Raw genomic sequence first — 24,730 nt, forward strand, 5'->3', positions numbered from 1 at the left:
CAAAAAGTTTTAGTTATTCCGGTTTGCGGCTAAATTGTGCGGCGCTCTCGGGCACCACCTGTTGAATGAAGTAACGGGGTCTGGCCCGGACATCGTTGTAGATGCGGCCTATGTACTCGCCCAGCAGCCCCAGACCGATAAACTGGGCACCGATAAAGATAAAGAGGATGGCAAACAGGGTGAATACCCCCTCGCCGGCCCAGGTTGAACCCAGCAAGAGGCGCATCAGCAACAGCAGCAGGGCCAGTAAGAAGCCGCCACCGGCTATGGCTGTGCCCAGCAGACTGAGCAGACGCAGGGGGGAGGTGGTCATACAGGTGACCAGATCAAACATCAGGTTGATGAGTTTGAGCAGATCGTATTTGGACTCCCCATGCTCGCGCTCGGCATGGGCAACCGGCAGCTCTATGGTGTTACGGGCAAAGCTGTTGGCCAGTATGGGGATGAAGGTACTGCGTTCATGGCAGCAGAGCATGGCATCTATGATGTGGCGACGATAGGCGCGCAGCATGCAGCCGTAGTCGCTCATCTCCATGCCGGTGGAGTGCTTGATCAGCCGATTGATAAGGCTAGAGGCCAATTTGCGAAACCGGCTATCCTGCCGTTGCTGCCGTATTGTGCCCACTACGTCATAGCCCTGTTCGGCGGCGGCCACCAGCTTGGGGATCTCTTCGGGCGGATTTTGCAGATCGGCATCCAGGGTGATGATGAGATCGCCTCTAGCCTGTTCGAACCCGGCCATGATGGCCGAGTGCTGACCATAGTTGCGGTTGAGGATCACCGCCACCACCTGGCTATCTGGTTCCTCGGCGGCGGCTTGCATCAACTGAGCCGAGCTATCCCGGCTGCCATCGTCGATCAGTATAATTTCACAGGCTTGAGTGAGTTGGGCACAGGCGGCGCGCGTGCGGCGCAATAGCTCTGGCAAACTCTCCTCTTCGTTGTAAACCGGGATCACCACAGAGACCAGGGTGATGGGGGTGTGTGAGGTAGAGGCTGAGGTTTGATATCTAGACACTGGGGTTCTCCAGAATGGCCTTGATGGCGGTCACGACACGGTTGAAATCCTCTGAGGTCATGTCGGGGAAGAGCGGCAGAGTACAGAGGCGGGCCGAGTTCCATTCGCTGTTGGGCAGGCTCAGCTCGGGATAGCGCTCACGGTAATATTTCTGGGTATGGGCAGCCCGAAAGTGTAGACCGGAGCCAATGCCGCGACTCTGCAGGGCTTGCATGAAATCATCACGGCTTATGCCGCAGGCCGCCTCATCGACACGCACCATGAAGAGGTGCCAGGCATGCAGGTGCGGATAGTCCGGCAGCGCCAGTGGCTCCAGGGGCAGCCCTTGCAGGGCCTCCCGGTACTGGTTGGCCAGTTCCAGGCGGCGGGCGTTGAGCTCGGGCAGACGCTTGAGCTGCACCAGGGCGATGGCGGCTTGCAGATCGGTGAGATTGTATTTGAGCCCGGGCTCCAGCACCTCGGCTTGAGGCTTGCGCCCCTGGGTCAAACGATCGAAGGCATCGACCCCCAGGCCGTGGAATTTCAGGGTGCGGATGCGTTGGGCCAGCTTTTCATCATCTGTGACTACCATGCCCCCTTCGGCGCAGGTGAGATTCTTGATGGCATGAAAGGAGAAGATGGCGGTGCCCTGGGCGCCAATCCAGCGCTCCTGGTAGCGCGTGCCCACCGCATGGGCGGCATCTTCTACGACGGCGATGTGATGCTTGTTTGCCAGCTCATAGATGGGATCCAGATCCAGGGGCGCGCCGGCATAGTGCACTGGGATGATCGCCTTGGTGCGTGGGGTGATGGCCGCTTCGATACGGGAGGCGTTCGTCATCAAGGTGTCCCTGTCCACATCGACAAAGACGGGCTCGGCCCCTAGCAGGCAGATGAGGTTGATGGTGGAGACCCAGGTCTGGGAGGGGGTGATCACCTCATCGCCTGGCCCTATGCCCAGGGCCATCAGGGTCACATGCATGCCGCCTGTGGCAGAGCTGACGGCGATGGCGTGCTGACAGCCGAAAGTGGCACAAAAGGCCTGTTCCAGCTCCTGATTCTTGGGCCCCGTGGTGATCCAGCCTGAGCGCAGAACGGCGCAGGCGGCATTAATCTCATCATCACCCATGGCCGGGCGAGAGAAGGGTAAGAAGTCGGACATAGAAGTTCTCGTCATGGTCATAAACAGGCAGTGATGCGGGAAAGGCGCCCGGATCTCCCGCAACTTTGTTGAGACGAATACCCTAGCAGTTCAATGCATGAAATTTTGTGACAGTGATGCAAGTGATTTTGTGACAGTAAGGATGTCGATTTATATTATGGCTCAATTGAGGCTTTATTGCGTGATTTTCATCGAGCACTCATAGGTATACCGAGGCGCAGACCAGTGTGCCATGGCGCTGTGGTTACTCTTTGTACGATCAGGTGACGTTGTGTACTAGCGCGAGGCTTGGCTGGCTGAGATGTGGTGGCGAACCGGAGCGTGGCATATCCGGTTCGCCACCATATAGGGGGGGGTTAAGGCAGCAGATCACCGACATTGAACAAAGTCAGCAGGCCCAGCACCACGAAGAGTGCCGAGGCTATGCCGTGCACCAGCTTGAGGGGCACTTTGGTCGCCACTTTGTCTCCGAGCAAGACGGCAGGAACGTTGGCGATCAACATGCCGACCGTGGTGCCCGCGACCACGCTATAGAAGGCCGAGTAGTGGGCGGCCAGTGCCACTGTGGCAACCTGGGTTTTATCGCCCATCTCGGCCAGGAAGAAGGCAATGAGGGTGGTGCCAAAGATGCCGAAGCGAGTGGCCACCTTGGCATCCTCTTCATCAATCTTGTCAGGGATGAGGATCCAGCCCGCCATTAGCAGGAAGGAGAGGCCCAGGATCCAGCGAAGCCAATCGCCGCCTATGAGTTGCGTGACCCAGCTACCAAGGGCACCGGCTCCGGCGTGGTTGAGTAGGGTGGCGACGAGAATGCCTAGAATGATAGGCAGAGGTTTGCGAAAGCGGGCGGCCAGTACCAGCGCCAGTAGTTGGGTCTTATCACCCATTTCAGCTAGGGCGACTATGCCGCTGGAGACGAGAAAAGCTTCCATCTATTACTCCTGGCCGGCAATTTCCAATGACCACACGGCCACGCCGGCCTTGGGTAGCTGAGTGGTCAAAGGTCTTGCCAAACCAGAGGTCGTTTGCGCCATGGTCTGTGGACCAAGTGTGTTGACGCAAGCCCCGGGCCTATGGCCGCGGGAGGCTACTCCCCAATGACGTGCGCAGTGTACGGATATTCATGGCCGCTGTCCAGGTGAGGGCTGGCCGCGAAATTCTCGACATAAAATCAGGGTGGGGTGTCCCTTGGTGCGCAGCATGAAACCCTTGCCAACCGGCTTCAGATATGAAAATGGAAAGGGGATCCGCTTTTTTTTCATTCTGCTTGCCTAGATAGGGGGATCTGGCTTGGCGTGGCCAGCTGGCTTTGCCACAATACGGCCCCTCGTTGTTCTGGGTCTCTTCATATGTCACTGTTTTCTGCTTTTCCTCGTCTCGGCCTGCGCCGTTTGCTGCCGTTGGCGCTGTTTTGCTCAGCTCCACTCTTCTCCGGCTCTATCGCGGCCCAACCGCTCTCATCTGTGCTGCCGCAGTTTGATCGGGATGTGGAGCGGATCTTTGGTGCTTACCATATTCCCGGTGCCGCCGTGGCCGTGGTGCAAAATGGCAAGGTGGTCTATGTAAAGACGCTGGGGGTAGGCAGCACCTCGGCACGCAACCCGGTCAATGAACACACTGTCTTTCGCCTGGCGTCCGTCTCTAAGACCTTTGCCGCCGTGTTAGCGGGTCAAGCCGCCTATGCTGGCGAGCTAAACTACAACGCTCCGCTCAGTCGCTACCTGCCGGGTTTTCGCTTGAAGTATGACAGTGCCAATCAACTGACTCTGCGTAACGTGCTCTCCCACACCAGCGGTTTGCCTCACAACGCCAATGACAACTTGCTGGAGGCGGGTGAGTCTTACCCCTCTTTGCTCAATAAGACAGAGCGGCTTGGTGCGGCGTGTCCCATAGGCCGCTGTTTTGGCTACCAAAATATTCTCTACTCCACCATAGGCGATGTCCTCTCGCGCCAGTTGGGGCACCCATACCCGGATCTGTTGCGCAACCGTATCTTTGGCCCTCTGGGCATGCAGGATGCCAGCGCCACTCGTGCTGGCATGCTGAGTAATCGCAACATAGCCGTGCCGCATGCCAAGGGTGGCGGCGGTTGGGTGGCGCTACCTATCCGCCAGCCTTATTACAATGTGATCCCGGCGGCCGGGGTCAATGCTTCCATCTCCGATATGGGTAAATACTTGGCCGCCGTCATGGGCCACAGACCGGATGTGATCCCCCCAGCCGTGATGCAGGAGCTGACCAAACCGCTGATCCGTTCTCCCAAGGAGGGGATCACCTCCAAGTGGCGGCAGACTCGTATCAAGAACCCCATGTATGGCATGGGCTGGCGGATATTCCAGTACAACGGCAACCACAAGATGATCTTCCATGCAGGTGGACTCAAGGGAGTGCGTTCGCGGTTAGGCTTCTTGCCGGAGAAGGATATCGGCCTGGTGATGATCTGGAACGCCAATGAGTCGCACCCCGAGGTGCTGATGCCCATGCTGTTTGACAGTCTGCTGGACTTGCCTAAGGTGGACTATTTAGATGGTGCTGCCAGCCAAAGCGACTTCTATGCCCGTCAGGGTAAAGAGGGGGTGACCAAAGTGGCAGCCTCCTTGCTCTCCGAGCGCAGTGCGCTGCAAGCTAAGGCCGCTCATCCCGCGACGGCCCATCCAGTACGAGTTGTGACCTCGGCCAAACCCACCCGCTCTGCCGATGGGATTACCAGCCTGACGGCTCAGCGACTGGGGCGCTCCACGGCGGTCGCATCCCATGCCACAACCAGTAAGCCTGCCGGCCATGCCCGCCATGCCAAGGCTACGCGCCAGCCAACTAAAGCTAAGAGCGCTAAGAGCAAGAAGAGTAAGGCCGTTGCCAGCAAGAAGAAGCCAAGCAAGGTGAAGGCTAAACCTAAGGCTAAACCCAAGGCTAAAGTGAAGAGCAAGGCCAAGACGAAGAAGGTAACGCATCATTAAGCCGTGGGTGACACAACTGCGATTGACAACACAGCAGGTAAAAAAAGGGAGGCTGATATTCAGCCTCCCTTTTTACGTTTTTACTTTGCTGTTTATTTAAAGCCCGGCGGGGATCATCTGGCGAGGTGGTACGCCAAACTGCTCTGACGGTAGGCGTTCGGCAATCTGCAACCACGCGGCCACCGGTAGCGGGCGACCAGAGTAGTACCCCTGAATGTAGTCACAGCCCAGTTCGCGCAACAGGCTCAACTGCTCGGAGGTTTCCACCCCCTCGGCCACGACGCGCATCTCCAGCTTGTGGATCATCAATAACATGGACTCCACTAGGTTGCGATCCTGTTTGTCGCTGATCACCTCGCGGATGAAGCCCCTGTCGATCTTCACGCGATTGGGCGAGAAGCGTTGCAAGGAGATGAGGCTGGAGTAACCCGTTCCGAAGTCATCGACGGCCAATTGGACACCTTCGGCCTGCAATTGGCGGGCTATGCCGCCTGCTTGCTCCGGATCCGAGATAAAGGCGCTCTCGGTTACCTCCAGCTCCAGGGCATTGCCCGGCAAACCGAGGGTAGAGAGCATCTTCTTGGCGGTGGTGAGCAGCCGCTCATCTTGCATACTCAGGCCGGAGATGTTGACCGAGAGGCGGAATTCAGGCCAACGTTCACGCCAGCTCTTGAGCTGTTTACCGGTTTCCCATATCAACCAGTCGGTGAGGCGAATAATGAGGCCGCTCTCTTCCAGATGAGGGATAAAATGTTGCGGTGAGACCCACTCACCCGGGCGGCGCTGCCAGCGTAGCAGAGCCTCGGCACCACTCAAGCGGCCCGTGGTCAGCTCGTAGATGGGTTGATAATAAATCTCGAAGCCACCGTCGTTGACTGTCGAGAGTAGATCTTGATGCAGTTGCAACTGCCGCAAAATGGCCTGATCCATCTCGGCGGTATAAGCCTGGTAGCGATTGCGACCCGCTTGCTTGGCCCCATGCATGGCCATGTCGGCTTGGCGCAGCAGGGTTTCGGCGTTGGCGCCATCTTTGGGGTAGCAGGACCAGCCCAGGCTCAGGGTGATATGGCTGGACTTCTCGTTCAGCATGAAGGGGCTACGGATGGCCGTGACTATGCGCTCGGCTAGGGAGTTCACCGAGACACCAGGGCAGAGCAGGGCGAACTCGTCACCGCTCATACGCGCCAGGAAAGCATCGGGTGGAATGCAGGTGCAGAGTCGGGTCGCCACTTCACGCAACAGGACATCCCCCGAGGCATGGCCGGAGATATCGTTAATGCGTTTGAAGTGATCCAGATCCAGCATGAACAGGCTGAAGCCATGTTGTGGCGGGCTCTGCAACCAGCAGTTGAGTTGCTCCAGGAAGAGCCTGTGGTTCGGGAGCTGAGTCAGGGGATCATGGTTGGCGGCAAAGCTCAGTTGCTCCTCCTGTTGGCGTATGCTGGTAATGTCATCCGCCAGTACCACCAGGCGAGTGATGACACCCGCGCCATCCTGTTGGGGGTAGAAGCGCATCTGCACCCATTTGGTGGAGCGAGCCGTCAGCCGCAACGGGAATTCGACGCGATAGGGATCTGTGGTATGGCGATGGACAGCCAACTGGCGCAGCAGACGCCAGCGTTCGGCGCTGGTTAAGGCAGCGATCCAATCTCTGGGATTGGTGAGCAGCAGAGCCGGATCCCGTTGCCAGAGGGTGGTGTAGCCGGGGGAGACATAGACGAATCGAGATGCCGTGACATCGAAGACCATGAGGGCGGCATCAATGGTGTGAGCCACCTGCTGCAGATGCAGTGTCTCTGGACTGGCCATAAGTTCTGGCAGCTGGGTGTGCAGGTGTGCTCGTGTCTTCAACAACAAGACAGCGGTAGTGAGCAACAGGAATAGGCCATTGAGCCAGAGCAGTGTGGTTGTTCCGAGTAAGCTGCTCTGCTGCAGCGTGGTAGTGAGGACTAACCAGAAGAGTAAAACTAGCCCATAGCCTATGGCTTGGGGGGCTAAAGACCGGGAACCTTGAGGCTTATGAGGCGTATCCATGCCGGGTTGATGTCCAGTGGTCATGTGACGAATAACTCCCTACCTGAGAACCTGTTAATTAGACACAATCAGCTCTCAAAATCCAGCAAAAATGGCGGGAAATGTTCCCCGCCACTTAAAAATACGAAGTGCGCCTCTCCGGTTACTTTTGCCGGAGCGGATGCACTTGGCTGCTTGAACTGTGGCAACTCCCACTCTCTGTCTGTTTTGTTGGACTATTTGTTGGCTTAGACCGAGGCGGTCTTTTATAACAGACTGTTTTATAAAAGTTAATTTTTAGGCACTGATTTTGTATAACTCTGGGACTGCAGTTGGATTTCACCATGGAATAGGCAAATGCGCACTCAGTTGGATTGGTCAGATTATCGAGATCGGGGCATGGGTGATGCCTACGCTGATATCCCTAAACAGGGTGGGGATTTTGCCAAGGCGGTGGCAGTCTGTATTCGCAGCGGGGTGTGTGAACAACCCGGCAATGGCGTCATGTGCCCGAGCTTCAAGGTGTCGGCGGATCCCTCCCTGTCGCCAGGGGGGCGGGTGCGGGCGTTAAAGCAGGCACTCAATCATCCGGAACCGGGTTATTGGCTGGACGATCCGCAAGTGGCGGCGACCCTGGAGTTGTGCGTCTCCTGCAAAGGGTGTCAGCGCGAGTGTGACAACAACCTGGATATGGCCAGTATCAAGGTGGAGTACCTGGCGCAGCAACGGTTGCGTGGTCGGGCCCGCTTGCGGCAACGCTTATTTGCCCGCTTCCCTCTCTGGTTGCATCGCGCCCCCTGGTTGGGGCAGCTGATCCGCTGGCGTAATCGTCACCCCTGGCTTGCCGCCTTGGGCGAACAGTTATTCGGCCTGGCGGCACGGGTTCCCCTGCCGGAACCCGCCGCTCACCCCTTTGCTCCGCGCCAGAGCTGGTTTGAGCCCCTGACGCCCAAGGCCGAGGGGCGAGAGGTGGTCTTGTGGGTCGATAGCTTTACCAGTCAGTTTGCTCCCGAGCAGGCGGAGCAGGCGTTGCGCTTGTTGCGTCTGGCGGGTTATCGGGTGCGAGTGGTGCATCCCGGCTCGGTGGCCGGAGTGATGCTCGATAGCGGCCGCACGTTACTGGCCCAGGGGTGGGTAGCGGAGGCCAGAGAGCAGGCCCGTTGTCTGCTGGCGGCCCTGGAGCCGCAACTGCAGCGAGGCTTGCCGATCATAGGCCTGGAGCCTGCGGCCTTGCTGATGCTGCGGGATGAGTACCGTCAACTGCAGTTGGGCCCCCTGGCCGAGCTGGCACGCAAGCGGGCGTTGCTGCTGGAGGAGTTTCTGGCCCACGAGCAGCAGGCGGGGCGTTTGGCCTTGCGTTTTGCCCCTCAGGCACGGCGTCTGCTGGTCCATGGTCATTGCCATCAGAAGGCCAGTGGTGCCATGAAGTCCCTGCGCCGGTTACTGAAACTTATCCCGGATCTGGATTTTCAGTTTATCGAGGCCTCCTGCTGTGGCATGGCCGGTACCTTTGGTCTGGAGGCCGAGCATGTGGCGCTTTCCCACCAGATGGCGGCCCAGGCTCTGTTGCCTGCCTTGGCGTTGGAGCCTGAGGCCGAACTCCTGTGCAATGGTATGGCTTGTCGCCATCAGATCCAGGTGTTGACCGGGCGTCAGCCCCGCCACCTGGTCTCGCTGCTGTTGGCGGCACTGGAGCCTGATGCCGTGCCGATATAGGTGCTCGTTTGCTGGCGAAGCTGGGATGGCATCGCCAGGGGGATACACCATTCTTGCTAGGTGAAGGCCTCGTCTCTCTACTTGGGTTCTCAGCAGCACTCGATCTCCAGTCGATCCAGCAGTTGCAGCGCCTCGTCATCCTCCCAGGTCTCGAACAGTTCGCGGATCTGGTTCAGGTTAGAGTGGATGAGAAACAGATCATCGGGTTTGGGGCCGCTGCCGCCTGCGGCCTTCTTCTTGAAATATTCCCAGAAGGCGTTGCTGCGCGCGGGATCGTCTATGTGTTTGCGGATCAGCGCCATCATGATGCGGGCGTTACCGTCACAGTCGATGTCGCTGAAGCTGACATAGCGATCCGCACCTGGCTCGGAGTGGGGGCTGGGGGTTGGTTTGTTGGCATTCTTCTGGCAGGCACATTTTCCCATCTGGCGTGGTTCCTTCTGCAGGCGCTGATTGATGTGATGGCCCTGGTGGGGCCCGATGGCGGACATGCAGCGTCAGCCCGCTCACGCTAGGGCGAGCAAGATTTGGGCCCAGTTGCGGGATGGGCGGCTAAGGCGCCAGTATGGGGTAATGCAGGATAGCGCCGCTCGCGTTGTCGTGGTGTTTGCCACAGCGGCCTACCAATTTGGTGGTAGGTTTGCGACAGGCCTGGGCTCGGTGCTGTTCCCGTTATGTGTTGGTGCTCGTGCGGTATCGGGACGACCTTACGCCGACACGCCGTTAATCCCTCCCTGGAGGCTCGAAGGCCTCGTCCCTGAGGCCTTCAGTCGGCTTAAAGGTTATCCCGTTACCGCATTCATGAGTCATTAAACCCCAATCTTGATGACCAACACGATTAGGGAACAGCGCTCTGGGCTCGGCTCTTATTTTTCAGCCTGACTGCCCAGTTCCTCCCGGCAGTGTAGTAGCAGGAACTCCTCATCCAAGGGGGAGAGATCGAAGCGTAGTGCCGCCTCTTCAATAGCCTGTCGATCATGGCGATGCTGATCATTGAGCCAGCGAACTGCACTCACCAGATCCGTGCCCTTGGGTAAGAGCCAGCTGTCACTCATGGCCGTGCTCCCATCATCTCTGCCTTTGTTAAGTATAGGCAGTGGCTCTTGCCCTCGAGCGAATTACGGCCCCGTTCCGGTTGCCGTTCAGACGCGATTTATGGCTCTTTGGCCTCCACCTCATCCCCTATCTGCAGGAAGTGACCACCGGCCACGTGGTGCAGGGTGCGCTGGGCGTTTTCGCCGAAGTGCCAGCGCCCCTCGCGGAAGACCAGGTTATTGGCGCTGGCGGCCACCACCTCGGCCAGGAAGAGATCATGATCCTGTTGTAGCTGGGGCTGGGGGATCAGGCGGCACTCCAGCCAGGCGATACAATCGCTCAGCAGGGGCGGCGTGACTTTCTCGGCGGCCATGGTCTTGAGCCCTAGCTCGTTGAATTTATCCAGATCCCGGCCCGAGATCGAGCCCACCGCCAGGGTTTGATCGACCATGCTGCGCGGCGGAATATTGATCACCAGTTCGCCGGAGGCCTCCAGTAGGCTGCGGCTGTAGGTGAGTTTGTCGATCACCAGCGCCACCTTGGGGGGCGAAAAGTCCAGGGGCATGATCCAGGCGGCGGCCATCACATTACGATGTCCCTCGGCGGCCGTGGTGATGAGCACAGTGGGGCCATGGTTGAGCAGGCGATAGGCTTTATCGAGGGGGACTCTCAGGCGCATAGGGACTCCAGATGATGAGTGACTCGCTAAGCTTGGCTGCATGTGGCGGGAATGGCAATTTGCCTGACGATTTCTGCCTATGGTGGCTGAGGTGTTAACCACGCTATCATGTGCTCTTTCCCCTATGGCTTCAGACGACATCGTAGGCTGATTGCAAGGATATTGGATGCGCTCCTATTTGCTGTTGCTCACTCTGTGGTTCTGGGCCAGTTGGCCGGTGGCAACGACACTACCGCCAGCCGTGATGGATCGAGCTACCTGGCCGGAACGGCTGACCAGTCATCCTGGATTCAATGCTGCCTCGCGCCTGGAGATCCTCACCTTTGGCAATGAACTGCTCTCCAGTGAGCTTATCTCCGCCGATGAGTGGCCTGCACGGCTGGGATTGGCCCAGGTCGACATGCTCGCCCTGGATCGTTATCGGCAGCAGACCTGGTTGCGGGTGTTGCAAAACTATCAGATGGCGGCCCGAGACTGCCCCACTTGCCCCCACCCTCAGAATGTCAGCCAGCTGCGACAACTGTTATTGCACCCGCCAGCCATTCCCCCGCGTCTGCAGCCCTGGCAGCGGGCGGCACGCCAGTTTCATGCCGCCTACCTGCTGGAGCAGTTGCGTCTGGCGGCGCAATTTTCCCGCGTCAGCAGCGAGATCGATACCCTCTCACCCGCCGAGATGACGGGTAATGAGCTGATGGATGGCGAGTTTTTGCTGACCTTCGACGATGGCCCATCCGAGATCCAGGGAAGCACTCGCCGTACCGTCAAGGTGCTGGCGCAAGGGGGGCAGAATGGTGTCTTCTTCCTACTGGGTGAGCGGTTGCAGAGCCGGCTCAGTGGTTCGCCTCAGCTACTGGCCGCCGATTATGGCGAAAACTGCATCGCCTCCCATGGCATGCGACATACCCCCTATCCCAAACTGGCCGATTGGCAGGAGTCACTGCAGCAGAGTCGCACCCTGCTGCAGGCGGTGCCTGGTGTCATGCGCCTCTCCTGGTTCCGCCCCCCCTATGGCCAGCGCACTCCCGAGATGGCCGGACGCGTATTCCGTCATCTGGTGCTGTGGAATATTGACAGCCAGGACTGGCGACCTCATCTGAGCGCCCGCCAGGTGCGGGATAGAGTGCTGACCCTGATGCTGCTCTGGCGCAAGGGGATTATCCTGTTTCATGATGTTCACCCTCTGGCGGCCGAGGCGTTGCCGAGTCTGTTCAGTGCCACCCTCACCAGCCCGGTACGCTGGGTGGATTGCCACAGCTTCGCTGCCGAGTGAGGCTTGTTTGCTCTGCGGCCTAGTCACCAGATGCGTTTAACCGGATAGTAGCCTCCCAACACCATAAACTCCTGTTCACCATCCAGGGGGCCGGGGAGCAGGGCGTGGTAGCAGACCACCTTGCACAGCGGCACCTGGATCTCGAACACCTTGGGACCGAATCGGTAGGCCTCGTCCACCTCCAGGGTGAAGGAGCTCAAGTTGTTGAACAGCATAATGTTCTCTCCCTGCTCACTCTGGCTGGGCAGCTCACTGCCGCCCCGATAGAGGGTGAGATGGCGGCCCGTATGGCTGTGGCTTAGCTGGTATTGGCAGAAGCTGTAGAGCAGATCCAGTTGGCTGGCCAGATCATTGGTGTTGTAGGTGGCCCGCACGCAGGCCTGCATATAGCGGAAGTAGGCGCCCGATTCGGGGGCCGAGATCAGCTCTTTATGATAGCGGGTGACCAAGCCGAAGCGGGACTCCACCCATAGCCGCCAGGCCGCCCCAGCATCGGAGTCGGAGTCAAACATCCAGCCCAGCAGCAGCCGGCGATAATTGCTTTGGGGGCGAGGCGTGGGTTCGGCTTCTGGCCAAGGGGGCAGGGCGTGTCCTGGCAGACGGAAATGGACCGCCATGTAGTTGATAAAGCAGTCGCGGCGGGCGCTTTCGTCCGAAATCTCATCCAGACGGCGAAAGAGATCCGCATGGTGGGTCATCACCCCATCCAGCTCTATGGGCTGGGGATGGCGCTGAAATGCCAGGCTGGCGATGAGGCCGCCGGGCAGGTTACAGCGGTTGATGGGCAGGGCGATCTGGCTCTGGGGCTCGACTGTGTCGAGGAGCGTGACGGGTTTCATTCCGCCTCACTCGACTGGGCCAGACGCAGGCTCAGCTCCCGGAGCCTGTCGGCCAGTGCCACCATCTCCTGATGACGATGCAGATGTTGGCACCACTCGCTGCGGATCTGGGAGTAGCCATAACAGGCGCCTGCCAGCTGACCCGCCACCGCCGCCGTGGTATCGGCATCCTGGCCCAAGTTGGCGGCGGCCAATACGCAGTCGGCATAGTTGTCAGTTTGCTCAAAACACCAGAGGGCGGCCTCCAGGCTCTCGATCACATAGCCGGTGCCGCTGAGCGCTTCATACTCCTTGCGACGCCACCCGCCGTTTACCAGGGCCGCCACCTCGGGGGTCTGTGCCTGATAGCTGGCCTGCCACAGCTCCTGTTTGCTCTGCCCCTGCAGCAGCCTGACTAGCAGGGTGGCCAGATAGCGGCAGCTATCCAGACAGAGGGGAGAGCCATGGGTGGTGCGCGAACTCTCGGCGGCCAGTCGCATGGCCAGCTCGGCATCATGGGCATAGGCTATGGGCAGCGGGGCCAGCCGCATGATGGAGCCATTACCCGAACTCCAGGTCGACCGGGCACCGGCGAACGGCTCTCCTGTCTTCTGAAAGCGGCGCAGGGCCGATGAGACTGTGACCCCCACATCGAAGCAGGTGCCTATGCTGCTCATGTAGCCGTTATCCAGCCAGTCACAATAGCGGCGCATCTGATCATGGGCATCGAACCCCTCGCACTCCACCAGGCTGTGGCCCAGGCAGAGGGCCATGGAGGTGTCATCGGTCCAGTAGCCCTTCTTCAGGCAGAAATGGCCGCCACCGACCATATCGGTCAGGGGTTTGAAGCTGCCCCTGGGTTTAAATTCCAGCGTGGTGCCGATGGCATCGCCAATGGCGAGACCCAGTAGGCAGCCCCGGCTGCGATCCTGTTGCCTGTCCATCTCTTCTCCTCTGCTCTCTCATCTGGGAATGGCTTGTCGGCTTTGGCCCCACTTGTCTGCTTTGCTTCACCCCGGGTCGAGATGCGTCTCTGGGGGAGGGCTAGGCATGCGCTGGCGTTATCGTTCTATTTAATCGAACATATAGGCCGTATTTTTGCGATATAAGTTCGATTGTCTTCTGGGTAAAGTCTCATCACTGCATATTCGCACCTATTTTTAGACTTCGAGGTCACTATGGCAAAGCTATTGGTTATCAAATCCAGCATCCTGGGCGACTACTCCAGCTCAGGGTTACTCATCAATGAATTACTCTTGGCAGCCAAGAAGCAAGATCCGGCCCAACAAGTGACGGAGCGCGATCTGGGTGCCGAGCCGCTGGCACAACTGGATGGGGAAATCCTGGGTGGCTTTGCCAACAGCGAAGGTCGCACCGCCCGGCAACAGACAGCGGTTGAGCTGTCGGACCAACTGATTGCCGAGATAGAGGCGGCGGATCGCCTGGTGATCGGTGTGCCCATGTATAACTTTGGCGTACCCACTCAGCTCAAGAGCTGGTTTGACTACATCTGCCGGGCCGGGGTCACCTTTAAATATTCCGAGACAGGTCCGGTTGGTCTGCTGAGCAACAAGCCGGTGCTACTGGTGGTGACGACCGGTGGTTTGCACCGCGATACCGCAACCGATCTGGCGTTGGCACATATCCGTACCGTCTTGAATTTCATTGGCTTGCAGGATATTCAGGTCGCCTATGCTCAAGGTCTGGGTATGGGCCCGGAAGCCAGGGAGAGTGGTCTGGACGCGGCCCGTGTCAGCTTCGCTGGTTTCTTACCTGCTTTGGCATGAGCCGAGTAGGCAAGAGGATAAAGCGTGGCAACTGTCAGAGATGACAAGGTCGAATGGCAAACTGTCAGCTAGACTTAATGAGGTGCTTAAGTTTGGTGTCCGGTCTGCGAGAGCCGGGTACCGTGACCGAAAGCCACTCTGCTTTGTCAGGCAGCCCGCTTAACCTGACTAGCCCCGATGCCTATGCTCGGGGCTTTTTTATATCGGGTGGCCGGTTATCTTGCGGCTGGGTCAGCGGTTGCCGAGATAATAGATCGCCATGCCGAGCCAACTCAGCAGTAACAGGCCCCAGGGTAACCAGTAGTGCCAGGGACGATTGCTGCGGACTTCGTCTGCCACCTCCCTCTCCGCACTCTCCTCTTCAGCAAGCTCGGTGTTGGTCAGGGGCTTACGCTGTTTCTTGCGTGCCTTATCCGCCTCTCTTTGCTTGGCCTTCTGGGCCCGTTTAAATTCGGCCAGCCCTTTTTGAATACCCTGGGCTATGAGTTGGGTCTGCTCTTTGGTCTGGCCTGGGGCCTGATTGGCGCGGGCCAGGCGCAGTGATTCGGCAACGACCTCGTCTGAGATCTCGGGTTTGCGGTTCAAGGTCATGGGGCTCTCGGCAGCTAGTTATGAGGATGATTGTGCCATAACCCGCTGAATTTGGCAGGGAGGCTTGCCCCTTGTCTGCTCATCTCGTCTGACTCCCGTCACACTCCGCATTCCAGTTGTTTGAAACCATTGCTTTTTCTATGTCACTGCCCCAAGGTTTCCCCAGGGAAGGGGAAGATACACCACAGTAGCGTCAGTCAGCGCAGAAGCGCGAGTCCAATAATAGGGGAGAAACCAAGTGAACGAGATCAGTCAGTATCCTGCTGGGGAGCAGTTAGAGTTTGTCTCCAGTGCGCCTCAGCTGCAGCCACCGCGACGGGTAGCCGTGGGGCGAGGCTGGAGCTGGATCCATGAAGGATTTGGCCTGTTCAATTGCGGCATGGGGGTGAGTGTTGGCATCCTGCTGTTTAGTATTGTCATTCAGGTTGCAGGTAACGTGATCCCAGGAGCAGCGCTGCTGGTTTCGCTGTTTAGTCTGGTTCTGTCTGCAGGCTGGGTGGCGGTGGCGCACAGAGCCAGGGAAGAGGGGGTGATCCGTTTTAGTGACTTCTTCGCCGGTTTTCGCAAGAACATGGGCAATCTGGTGTTGGTGGCTGTCATTTACATGGGGCTGATTTTTGCCTGCTTTATGCTGGTGGGGATACTGTTTCTGGTCCATGGGGTGATCTCGGGGGAGCTTCAGCAATGGGGGGAATTGATAAATGGGGGGCAACAGGCTCTGGGGGTAGATAATAGCTGGGTTATTCTCAGCTTCTCATTCTGGCTCCTGGTGCTTCTGCTCTTCATCGTTCCTTTGGTCATGATGGTTTACTATGCGGCGCCCCTGGTCTATCTGAATGATGTGCAACCCTGGGCGGCGATGAAGCTGAGTTTTCAAGGGTGTATGCGCAACATGCTGCCCCTGCTCTGGTTTAGTTTGCTGGTGACGCTGGGTTTTATTCTGGTAGGTACCGTCACTCTGTTGCTGGGGCTGCTGGTGCTCTGTCCCGTGATGGGGTACGCCCACTACTGCTCCTACCGGGATATCTACCTCTATCAATAATCTTAAGTGCGGGGCATGCCATGGCCGAGCCCCGCCTCGTTAGGGTTGAACGCCTATGCCCATTACACCACTCCATATGGGGCCAGGCATGCTGCTCAAGGGCGTAGCCGAGCGGCAGATGAGCCTCATCGCCTTTGGTGTCGCCCAGATCGTGATGGATCTGGAGCCCCTGCTGGGACTGTTGCGGGGCGCGGCCGAGCTGCATGGCATCAGCCATACCCTGCTGCTCGCTCTGCCCATTGGCGCTTTGGCCGCCTGGCTGGGACGCGTCTTAAGCCCACCCTTGCTGGGCAGATGGAACCAAGAGATGCGGCACTATGGCTGGCCTCGGCTTCTGGTTGAGTACGTGCCAGGCTGGCGCCCCTATCTGCTAGGCGGCTGGCTGGGCAGCTACAGCCATCTGCTACTCGATAGCCTGATGCATGGGGATCTGCACCCCTTCTGGCCCCTTTGGCAGGGAAACCCCCTGTTGGGATTGTGCTCGATTGCCACCCTGCACGCCTTTTGCCTCATCTCGGGTGGGGTGGGTCTATTGCTCTGGTTTGCCCGCCGTCTGACCTGCCGTTGATGCGGGGGTGAGCAGGGCTGACAACTCGGCAAGTGAGTCGACCACGCGCCAGGCGCCGCTGAAGTCATGACCTTGGGTGAGCGGGTGACGCAGCACTATGCAGGGGATACCGGCGGCATTGGCGGCGGCGAGGCCGCGGGGGGAATCCTCGATCACCAGGCACTGCTCGGCGGTTAGTCCCAGACGCTTGAGCCCCTGCAGATAGGGTTCAGGATCGGGTTTGCTACCCGTGTAATCTTCCGCCGCGAGGATAAACTCAAAGTGGTCGACTAACCCCAGCTCTCGATGGATCAGCTCGAAATGCTCGGGGTAGGAGCTGGTGACGATTCCCATGCGGTAGTGGGGGGCCACGGCATTGAGCACGCTAACTATGCCCGGCATGGCCAGGCTCTGAGCCTGCTTGAGTTTGTGGCTGTAGATCCGGTTGCGCTCGGCGCGCCAGAGCTCGATCTGCGCCTCGGAGGGCTCGCCCAGCAGATGCCAGCCGCCACAGTTATCCAGCAGATACCACTTAAAGAAGCCCTCGGGCGTCAGCTCGGCCCCCAGGCTCGCCAGCAGTTCGCGATTGGCCTCGAAGAAGAGGCGCTCGCTATCTACCAGTACCCCGTCGTTATCCCACAAGATGGCCTCAACCATGGCAACGCTCCCAGTCCACATTCTGCGTGGATTCTGCCAGCAGGGTGGCATTTTGTCGAAGCCTCTGAGTGCTAACCATGGACTTGAATAGCCTGATGCTGGTAGCAAATGAATTCTTGACTTAAATGGATAAAAATCCATAGTAATCTACATTAAACGCAATTTTTTTATTTTGAGTTATATATGGCAAAAGAGCGTGTTGAGCGGGCACCAGTATGCGATTTGGCGACGCTTGATCTGAGCCAGATTGCCCCCTATCTGGCTCACCATGATGCTACGGATAATAGGGGCCGATATCTGCACTGGGATCAGCTCAAATGGCGGGTGCCGCGCAGCGAGGCCAAACAGATCTGGTTGGCCGTCAAGTTCAAGCGTCTGCTCCAGATGCGCTATCTCCCCTTGCGGGATGAGAAGGGGATCCCTTTTTGTTACTGCACTCCCCATACCATGGAGGCTCGTCTGCACCAGATCGTCAAGGTGGCGGGGGGGAGCGTGGCTGTTATGGCGGGTAATGTGGCATCGGAGAGCATCCAGAAGCGTTATCTGGTCTCTTCTTTGATGATGGAGGAGGCGATCACCAGTGCCCAGCTTGAAGGCGCCTCTACCACGCGGGAGGTGGCCAAGAAAATGCTCGAAGAGGAGCGGGAGCCGATCGATGAAGACGAGAGGATGATAGTCAATAATTTCCTGCTGTTGCGTTACGCCGAGAGGATTAAAGCAGAGCCCTTGAGTCTGGATTTGATACTGGAGTTTCATCGTATCGCCACCCAGGGGACGACGAGTAATGATGTCACGCCGGGGGCATTTCGTGCGGATAACGGTATCTATGTGGATGATGGTAATGGGGATATTGCGCACCAACCGCCGGATTTCACCCTGATCGAGTCGCGGCTGCAGACGCTGTGTGATTTTGCCAATGCCGAGCACTCAGGGCTGAATGGTTGCGACTTTATTGCTCCTGTCATCAAGGCCATCATACTGCACTTTATGTTGGGCTATGAGCATCCATTCCGTGATGGTAATGGTCGTACAGCCCGGGCACTTTTTTACTGGTTTATGCTCAAGAACGAGTACGACCTGTTCAAGTATGTTTCTATCAGTAAATTGCTCAAGGATGATCCAAAGGGGTATGGGCTAGCCTATCTCTACAGCGAGAAGGATCAGAATGATCTGACCTACTTTATTGATTATCAGTTGGAAATCATCCTAAAGGCCTTTGATGAGTTGCAAGCTTATCTGCAGCAGAAAACCGGTGAGTTCTACCAGATCCTCTCGATACTCGAGAGCTCACGTTATCAGAATGAACTGAATTTTGTGCAGAAGGATTTGATCAAGAAGGGGATCAAGGAACCAGGGCGTATCTTTACCGTCAAAGGGGTGGTCAATAGTTATGAGCTTTCGGAAAACACGGCGCGCAGCTATCTGAACAAACTGGTGGAGAGCAAACTGTTTCTGCAAACCCGAGAGGGGCGTACCACTCTCTATTTCGTGCCCTCGGATCTGGCTTCTCGATTGCGGCTTGGGTAGGACGTCAATGGTGACTGACGTGCAGTTGTAGTTAATGCAGGGGTGAGCTTGGGGCTACAAGTTAGCGCGGTTTATACCTCGGCTGGTGAGCTATCAAGTCGGGCTAACTGCTCGATAATGTCCTCGATCACCAGCTTCGAGCTCACCATGCCACGATGCAGCAGGGTGGGCACCACCCTGTTGCGTGCCTGGGGCCAGTGGGCACTGCGGGAGGGGAGCACCATCAGATCAAACGGCGTGCGATAGGCAAAGAGCGGCAGTGGGGTTAAGGCATCCACACTCTGCGCCAGTTGCTGCAAGAAACGGCTACCACGGCGCATCTCGCGGCAGCCTTGCCCCGGATAGCCATAGGCCAGCCAGGAGCCCTGATGGGGGCCGGAAATGGCAAAGAAGGCACAGGCTCTGGCTGCTCCGCCCAGCTGTTGCAGATAGGTGCGGGAGATAAGGCAGCCCATGCTGAAACCCACCACAGCAAAGCGCGTCGAGCTGGGCAACTGCGCATCGATATAGGCCGCCAGCTTCTGTGCCAGATCGGCAATGCCCAGACGTGCATCGGCGGGTTTTAGCGTTGGGCAGTGGCAGTGATGCCCCGCGGCGTCAAGCCGCCGCTGCAGGCGTACAAACCGTCGCCCGCTATCGCCAAAGCCATGAACCAGAACGATTTCCATGAGTACCTAGGGGAGTGGTAGTGTGGGGACGCATTGAGCCTACCACGTCGCGGAGCACCTTTGCGCGTTACCTTTGCCCGTTACACCGGTTGGATTTCCCCCGTGATCTGGGGTCAGTGACAACGGCTTCCCTATAAAAAAAACACCCCGGCACTGGGCCGGGGTGAGGATTAACAGAAGATGAACCTTAAGGCTCAGAGCGCCTTGATGGTTTCCTGCTGCTCTTTGAGCTTGGCGAGCTGCACCTGATAGTCGGCCAGCTTCTCGCGCTCCTTGGCCAGCACCGCTTCCGGTGCCTTGGCGACAAAGCCCTCGTTGCCGAGCTTGCCTTCGATGCGACCGCACTCCTGGCTCAGCTTGGCCACTTCCTTCTCCAGGCGAGCCAGTTCGGCCTCCTTGTCGATAAGACCAGCCATGGGGATCAGCAGCTCGGTGGCGCCGATCAGCTTGGTGACGGAGACAGGCGCTGCATCACCGGCTGCCAGCACGGTAATGGATTCCAGCTTGGCCAGGGATTTGAGGGTCGCTTCGTTGCTCTGGGCGCGAGCGGCATCTACCGCATCGGCCTTGAGCAGCACGGTCAGCGGCACGCTTGGGGCCACCTTCATCTCGGCACGGATATTACGGATGCTGATGATAAACTGCTTCACCCACTCCTGATCTGCCAGTACCGCCTCGTCGACCTTGGCTGCCTCGAAGGCCGGATAGGCTTGCAGCATCAGGGTATCGCCTTCGCTGTAGCCAACGCCTGCCAGCGGTGCCACGTTCTTCCAGATCTCCTCGCTGATAAAGGGCATCAGCGGGTGTACCAGACGCAACAGGGTCTCCAGCACGCTTACCAGGGTATGGCGGGTAGCCTGCTGCTGGGCAGGAGTACCGTGCCAGAGCACTGGCTTGGTCAGCTCCAGATACCAGTCGCAGAACTGGTTCCAGATAAACTCATAGAGCACACCGGCTACCTGATCGAAACGGTAGGTGTCCATGGCCTGACGCACATCGCGGATGGTGAGCTGCAGCTGGGACTGGATCCAGCGATCCGCCAGGCTGTAGTCGGCGGCGGCCGCCGGAGTGCACACCTGATCTTCGGTGTTCATCAGCACGTAGCGGCTGGCGTTCCACAACTTGTTGCAGAAGTTGCGATAGCCATCCAGGCGCTTCATGTCCCAGTTGATGTCGCGGCCGGTCGAGGCCAGTGCCGCCAGGGTGAAGCGCAGGGCATCGGTGCCGTGCGCTTCGATCCCGTCCGGGAACTGTTTCTCGGTGCGCTTGCCAATCTTCTCGGCCAGCTGGGGCTGCATCATGTTGCCGGTGCGCTTCTCCAGCAGCTCGGGCAGGCTGATGCCGTCGATCATATCCAGCGGATCCAGCACGTTGCCCTTGGACTTGGACATCTTCTGCCCCTCTTCGTCACGGATGAGGCCGGTGACGTAGACGGTCTTGAAGGGCACCTGGGGTGAGCCATCTTCATGCTTCATGAAGTGCATGGTCATCATGATCATGCGCGCCACCCAGAAGAAGATGATGTCAAAGCCGGTGACCAGCACATCGGTGGGGTGGAAGGTGCGCAAATCCGGGGTCTGCTCCGGCCAACCCAGAGTGGAGAAGGTCCACAGGGCCGAGCTGAACCAGGTATCCAGCACGTCTTCGTCCTGACGCAGTTTCACGTCAGCAGCGATACCATACTTGCTGCGCACCTCGGCCTCGTCGCGGGCCACATAAACCTTGCCGGACTCATCATACCAGGCCGGAATGCGGTGACCCCACCAGAGCTGACGGGAGACGCACCAATCCTGAATGTCGCGCATCCAGGAGAAGTACATGTTTTCGTACTGCTTGGGCACAAACTGGATGCGACCATCTTCCACCGCCTCGATGGCGGGCTTGGCCAGCACACCAGCGCGCACATACCACTGGTCGGTGAGCATGGGCTCGATGGGCACGCCACCGCGATCGCCGTAAGGCTGTTGCAGCACATGATCCTTGGTCTCGGCCAGCAGACCCAGCTCGTCCAGCTTGGCCAGAATGGCCTTACGGGCGGCATAGCGCTCTAGCCCTGCAAACTCGGCAGGCAGCTCGGCCGGATAGGCAGTGCTCGGGTGGCCGCTGGAGTCATAGACTTCGGCCACGGCGCGGACATGGGCATCCAGGGTGAAGATGTTGATCATCGGTAGGGCGTGACGCTTGCCCACCTCGTTATCGTTGAAGTCGTGAGCCGGGGTGATCTTCACACAGCCGGTGCCCTTCTCCATGTCGGCGTGTTCATCGCCGACGATCGGAATGCGACGGCCCACCAGCGGCAGCTCGATAAACTTGCCGATCAGGTTCTTGTAGCGCGGATCTTCCGGGTTCACCGCCACGGCGGTGTCACCCAGCATGGTTTCCGGACGGGTGGTGGCGACTACCAGGAAGTGTTCACCATCGCGGGTCTGCTCGCCATCGGCCAGCGGGTAGCGTAACTGCCACATGAAGCTTTTGACTTCGCGGTTTTCCACTTCCAGATCGGAGATGGCGGTGTGTAGCTTCGGATCCCAATTCACCAGACGCTTGCCGCGGTACATCAGCTCCTCGTCATAGAGGCGCACGAAGACTTCCTGCACGGCGCGGGAGAGGCCCGGATCCATGGTGAAGCGCTCGCGATCCCAATCCACCGAGGTGCCGAGGCGGCGCATCTGACGGGTGATGGTGCCGCCAGACTCCTCCTTCCACTGCCAAATCTTGTCGATGAAGGCGTCACGGCCATAGTCGTGGCGATTCTTGCCCTCTTCGGCGGCGATCTTGCGCTCAACCACCATCTGGGTAGCGATACCGGCGTGGTCGGTACCGGCCTGCCACAGGGTATTCTTGCCCAGCATGCGCTGATAGCGGATCAGGGCATCCATTATGGTCTGCTGGAAGGCGTGACCCATGTGCAGGCTGCCGGTGACATTCGGCGGCGGTATCATGATGCAGTAGGCATCCTGGCTGGTATCACCGTGGGGCTTGAAGTAGCCCTGGGATTCCCAGTGCTGGTAGAGCGCCTGTTCAACGGCGTTGGGATTGAAGGTCTTTTCCATGATCACTCGGTCTCTTGGCTCGGCGCTGATCCGTCACCATCTTGGGGGGCGGGCAGGGTCTGCAACGTAAAGCCGGCGGCGCGATACTGCTTGTAGCGTTCGCGGGCCAGCTGTTTGAGGGTTTCGTCTGTGGGGACAAAATCTACCACTTCGGTAAAGCGCCCTGCAAATGGTGGGGCCTCTTTACCGAGATTAATCAGTACCTGGCGGTTACGACGGGGGGCGGTGAAGCCGATCTCCACCGGTGCCAGATGGCCTGTTGGTTCGTCGGAGAGGCCGTGGGGCACGAAGCTATCCGGGTCCTGTTGCCACAGGGCTTCGTCCAGTTGCCAGGCCTGCTCCTGGGAGTCGGCATAGAGAAACAGGCTCTGCCCCAGACGGTAACGGGCCGTGGTCAGTTGGCAGACCAGGGCTAATAAGGTCTCGGGCTGCTCCGGGCTTGGCAGCAGGTAGAAGGTGGCTTGTTTCATCACGACTGGCTCCAGGTTCTGCTCATCACGGCGTGTCGCATCATGCAGCAAGGGGATGCAAGCATCCCCCTGTTCCTGTCAGGATGGTTTGAGTCCGTTTACTCATCCAGATCCATGCCGACGCGGCTGAGCAGGAATTGGGTCAACAGGGGCACGGGGCGACCGGTTGAACCCTTATCCTTGCCGGACTTCCAGGCGGTACCGGCTATGTCCAGGTGGGCCCAGTTGTACTTCTTGGCAAAGCGCGACAAGAAGGCGGCCGCCGTGATGGCACCACCGGGGCGACCTCCCACGTTGGTCATGTCGGCAAAGGGGCTCTCCAACTGCTCCTGATACTCATCCCACAGGGGCAGGCGCCAGGTCTTGTCGCCGGAGAGTTCGGCGGCGTTCAGCAGCTCGTGAGCCAGCGGGTTGTGGTTGGCCAGCAGCCCCGTGGTGTGATGGCCCAGGGCAATCACGCAGGCGCCGGTCAGGGTGGCTACATCGATGACGCACTCGGGCTCGAAGCGATCCACATAGGTGAGTACATCGCACAGCACCAGCCGCCCTTCGGCATCGGTGTTGAGGACCTCTATGGTCTGGCCGGACATGGAGGTGAGGATATCGCCGGGACGGTAGGCGTTACCATCGGGCATATTCTCGGCGCCCGCCAGAATGCCTATGACGTTCAGCGGTAGCTTGAGCTCGGCCAGGGCATACAGGGTGCCGAGCACGGAAGCGGCTCCCCCCATGTCATACTTCATCTCATCCATGGCATCGGCCGGCTTGATGGAGATACCGCCCGAGTCGAAGGTGAGCCCCTTGCCTATCAGCACAATCGGCTTGGCGTCCGGGTGCCCCTTATATTCGATGATGGACATCATGGCTTCATTCTCGGAGCCACGAGCCACGGCCAGGTAGGCATTCATCCCCAGCTCGGCCATCTGCTGATCGCCAATCACCTTGGTGCTGATGTTGGGGCTGGCATCGGCCAGACGGCGCGCCTGGGAGGCCAGATAGGCTGGCGTGCAGATGTTTGGCGGCATGTTGGCCACATCGCGGCAGATCTTCACCCCTTTAGCCACGGCCAGGCCATGGGCTATGGCCTTCTCACCCTGGGTGAGTTCTCGGCGGGTGGAGACGTTGAAGACCAGCTTGCGCAGCGGACGGCGTAGCTCGGCCTTGTTGGTCTTGAACTGATCGAAGCTGTAGAGGCCGGCCTGGGTGGTTTCTATGGCCTGACGCACCTTCCAGTAGGTATCACGCCCCTTGACGTGCAGCTCGGTGAGGAAGCAGACCGCCTCCATGGAGCCCGTCTCGTTCAGGGTGCTGATGGTCTTCTGCACTATCTGCTTGAACTGGCGCTCATCCAGCTCCCGCTCCTTACCACAGCCGACCAGCAATACCCGCTCGGAGAGCACACCGGGAACCTGGTGTAACAACAGCATCTGGCCAGGTTTGCCTTCCAGATCGCCGCGACGCAGCAGAGTGCTGAGATAACCATCACTGATACGATCCAGCTGCTCGGCGACACTGGAGAGACGACGGGGTTCAAACACGCCGACCACAATACAGGCGCTGCGCTGCTTTTCAGGGCTGCCGCTTTTTACACTGAACTCCATGGAGACTCCTTGGTCCTAAAGACAAAGTGCGTGGTTTATTCGATAATAGGGCATAAGGTGTTCGGCCTGCTGCGTAATAGACCGCCAGGTTACACCAGGTAAATATGCCAAAATGGAATTTTCAGGCCTATTTTTTAGCG

22 protein-coding genes and 1 riboswitch are annotated in these 24,730 nt (G+C 58.6%); of the genes, 7 read left to right on the forward strand and 15 right to left on the reverse strand.

What is annotated here, in order from left to right; all coding sequences use genetic code 11:
• Positions 1 to 13: 13 nt before the first annotated feature.
• From arnC to ACZYTD_RS10750, 3 genes are all read right to left on the reverse strand, one after another.
• The gene (arnC, locus tag ACZYTD_RS10740) at positions 14 to 1,018 is read right to left on the reverse strand and encodes an undecaprenyl-phosphate 4-deoxy-4-formamido-L-arabinose transferase (protein ID WP_463891935.1); all 1,005 of its coding nucleotides are present in this window, start codon (positions 1,016 to 1,018) and stop codon (positions 14 to 16) included.
• Positions 1,011 to 2,159, reverse strand: coding sequence for a UDP-4-amino-4-deoxy-L-arabinose aminotransferase (gene arnB, locus ACZYTD_RS10745; protein ID WP_463891937.1), 1,149 nt, complete (start codon positions 2,157 to 2,159; stop codon positions 1,011 to 1,013). The genes arnC and arnB overlap by 8 nt, the downstream gene beginning before the upstream one ends.
• A gap of 356 nt (positions 2,160 to 2,515) precedes the next feature.
• Positions 2,516 to 3,091 carry a TMEM165/GDT1 family protein gene (locus ACZYTD_RS10750; protein ID WP_463891938.1) on the reverse strand — a complete coding sequence of 192 codons (576 nt, stop codon included), beginning with the start codon at positions 3,089 to 3,091 and terminating at the stop codon, positions 2,516 to 2,518.
• A 5-nt stretch (positions 3,092 to 3,096) separates the two neighbouring features.
• A riboswitch (yybP-ykoY riboswitch) is annotated at positions 3,097 to 3,272 on the reverse strand.
• A gap of 236 nt (positions 3,273 to 3,508) precedes the next feature.
• Here ACZYTD_RS10750 and ACZYTD_RS10755 point away from each other — a divergent pair.
• Positions 3,509 to 5,116 (forward strand): serine hydrolase domain-containing protein, encoded by a 1,608-nt coding sequence (locus ACZYTD_RS10755; RefSeq protein ID WP_463891939.1) that lies wholly within the window; start codon positions 3,509 to 3,511, stop codon positions 5,114 to 5,116.
• Between the two features lie 96 nt (positions 5,117 to 5,212).
• Here ACZYTD_RS10755 and ACZYTD_RS10760 read toward each other — a convergent pair whose 3' ends face one another.
• A complete protein-coding gene (locus ACZYTD_RS10760) occupies positions 5,213 to 7,174 on the reverse strand; it encodes a putative bifunctional diguanylate cyclase/phosphodiesterase (protein ID WP_463891941.1) in 1,962 nt (653 codons plus the stop codon).
• Between the two features lie 312 nt (positions 7,175 to 7,486).
• Between ACZYTD_RS10760 and ACZYTD_RS10765 the strand changes: the two genes are divergently transcribed.
• A complete protein-coding gene (locus tag ACZYTD_RS10765) occupies positions 7,487 to 8,845 on the forward strand; it encodes a (Fe-S)-binding protein (RefSeq protein ID WP_463891943.1) in 1,359 nt (452 codons plus the stop codon).
• An 89-nt stretch (positions 8,846 to 8,934) separates the two neighbouring features.
• On the opposite strand, the gene cowN is transcribed toward ACZYTD_RS10765, so the two are convergent.
• From cowN to ACZYTD_RS10780, 3 genes are all read right to left on the reverse strand, one after another.
• Positions 8,935 to 9,270, reverse strand: a complete 336-nt coding sequence (cowN, locus tag ACZYTD_RS10770) for a N(2)-fixation sustaining protein CowN (RefSeq protein WP_463891944.1) — start codon at positions 9,268 to 9,270, stop codon at positions 8,935 to 8,937.
• 441 nt (positions 9,271 to 9,711) lie between these two features.
• Positions 9,712 to 9,900 (reverse strand): hypothetical protein, encoded by a 189-nt coding sequence (locus tag ACZYTD_RS10775; protein WP_463891945.1) that lies wholly within the window; start codon positions 9,898 to 9,900, stop codon positions 9,712 to 9,714.
• Positions 9,901 to 9,998: 98 nt separating this feature from the next.
• On the reverse strand, positions 9,999 to 10,559 hold the full coding sequence (locus tag ACZYTD_RS10780) for a flavin reductase family protein (RefSeq protein ID WP_463891947.1): 561 nt from the start codon (positions 10,557 to 10,559) through the stop codon (positions 9,999 to 10,001).
• Between the two features lie 166 nt (positions 10,560 to 10,725).
• On the opposite strand from ACZYTD_RS10780, the gene ACZYTD_RS10785 reads away from it, so the two are divergent.
• A complete protein-coding gene (locus tag ACZYTD_RS10785; RefSeq protein WP_463891948.1) occupies positions 10,726 to 11,829 on the forward strand; it encodes a polysaccharide deacetylase family protein in 1,104 nt (367 codons plus the stop codon).
• Positions 11,830 to 11,852: 23 nt separating this feature from the next.
• On the opposite strand, the gene ACZYTD_RS10790 is transcribed toward ACZYTD_RS10785, so the two are convergent.
• Together ACZYTD_RS10790 and ACZYTD_RS10795 are read right to left on the reverse strand one after the other, a co-directional pair.
• On the reverse strand, positions 11,853 to 12,668 hold the full coding sequence (locus ACZYTD_RS10790; RefSeq protein ID WP_463891949.1) for an NAD(+)--dinitrogen-reductase ADP-D-ribosyltransferase: 816 nt from the start codon (positions 12,666 to 12,668) through the stop codon (positions 11,853 to 11,855).
• Positions 12,665 to 13,591: an ADP-ribosylglycohydrolase family protein gene (locus ACZYTD_RS10795; protein ID WP_463891951.1), complete on the reverse strand. Its 927-nt coding sequence runs from the start codon at positions 13,589 to 13,591 to the stop codon at positions 12,665 to 12,667. The genes ACZYTD_RS10790 and ACZYTD_RS10795 overlap by 4 nt, the downstream gene beginning before the upstream one ends.
• Before the next feature lie 234 nt (positions 13,592 to 13,825).
• Here ACZYTD_RS10795 and ACZYTD_RS10800 point away from each other — a divergent pair, with 234 nt between their 5' ends.
• Positions 13,826 to 14,434 carry an FMN-dependent NADH-azoreductase gene (locus tag ACZYTD_RS10800; protein ID WP_463891953.1) on the forward strand — a complete coding sequence of 203 codons (609 nt, stop codon included), beginning with the start codon at positions 13,826 to 13,828 and terminating at the stop codon, positions 14,432 to 14,434.
• Between the two features lie 231 nt (positions 14,435 to 14,665).
• Here ACZYTD_RS10800 and ACZYTD_RS10805 read toward each other — a convergent pair whose 3' ends face one another.
• On the reverse strand, positions 14,666 to 15,025 hold the full coding sequence (locus ACZYTD_RS10805) for a DUF2956 family protein (RefSeq protein WP_463891955.1): 360 nt from the start codon (positions 15,023 to 15,025) through the stop codon (positions 14,666 to 14,668).
• Between the two features lie 238 nt (positions 15,026 to 15,263).
• On the opposite strand from ACZYTD_RS10805, the gene ACZYTD_RS10810 reads away from it, so the two are divergent.
• Positions 15,264 to 16,067, forward strand: a complete 804-nt coding sequence (locus ACZYTD_RS10810) for a BPSS1780 family membrane protein (RefSeq protein WP_463891956.1) — start codon at positions 15,264 to 15,266, stop codon at positions 16,065 to 16,067.
• Positions 16,068 to 16,122: 55 nt separating this feature from the next.
• Positions 16,123 to 16,635 (forward strand): hypothetical protein, encoded by a 513-nt coding sequence (locus ACZYTD_RS10815; protein WP_463891957.1) that lies wholly within the window; start codon positions 16,123 to 16,125, stop codon positions 16,633 to 16,635.
• Here ACZYTD_RS10815 and ACZYTD_RS10820 read toward each other — a convergent pair.
• Positions 16,597 to 17,271, reverse strand: coding sequence for an HAD family hydrolase (locus tag ACZYTD_RS10820; RefSeq protein ID WP_463891958.1), 675 nt, complete (start codon positions 17,269 to 17,271; stop codon positions 16,597 to 16,599). The two genes, ACZYTD_RS10815 and ACZYTD_RS10820, sit on opposite strands and share 39 nt — an antisense overlap.
• Positions 17,272 to 17,454: 183 nt before the next feature.
• Between ACZYTD_RS10820 and ACZYTD_RS10825 the strand changes: the two genes are divergently transcribed.
• On the forward strand, positions 17,455 to 18,798 hold the full coding sequence (locus ACZYTD_RS10825) for a Fic family protein (protein WP_463891960.1): 1,344 nt from the start codon (positions 17,455 to 17,457) through the stop codon (positions 18,796 to 18,798).
• Between the two features lie 71 nt (positions 18,799 to 18,869).
• On the opposite strand, the gene ACZYTD_RS10830 is transcribed toward ACZYTD_RS10825, so the two are convergent.
• The 4 genes from ACZYTD_RS10830 to pepA all read right to left on the reverse strand — a co-directional run bounded on the left by ACZYTD_RS10830 (position 18,870) and on the right by pepA (position 24,590).
• Positions 18,870 to 19,466 carry an esterase/lipase family protein gene (locus ACZYTD_RS10830; RefSeq protein ID WP_463891962.1) on the reverse strand — a complete coding sequence of 199 codons (597 nt, stop codon included), beginning with the start codon at positions 19,464 to 19,466 and terminating at the stop codon, positions 18,870 to 18,872.
• 194 nt (positions 19,467 to 19,660) lie between these two features.
• On the reverse strand, positions 19,661 to 22,519 hold the full coding sequence (locus ACZYTD_RS10835) for a valine--tRNA ligase (protein WP_463891964.1): 2,859 nt from the start codon (positions 22,517 to 22,519) through the stop codon (positions 19,661 to 19,663).
• 2 nt (positions 22,520 to 22,521) lie between these two features.
• Positions 22,522 to 22,989 carry a DNA polymerase III subunit chi gene (locus ACZYTD_RS10840; protein ID WP_463892080.1) on the reverse strand — a complete coding sequence of 156 codons (468 nt, stop codon included), beginning with the start codon at positions 22,987 to 22,989 and terminating at the stop codon, positions 22,522 to 22,524.
• Between the two features lie 98 nt (positions 22,990 to 23,087).
• A complete protein-coding gene (gene pepA, locus ACZYTD_RS10845) occupies positions 23,088 to 24,590 on the reverse strand; it encodes a leucyl aminopeptidase (protein WP_463891966.1) in 1,503 nt (500 codons plus the stop codon).
• Between the last annotated feature and the right edge of the window lie 140 nt (positions 24,591 to 24,730).

It is taken from the genome of Pseudaeromonas sp. HNCC25DJ180, assembly GCF_055413345.1.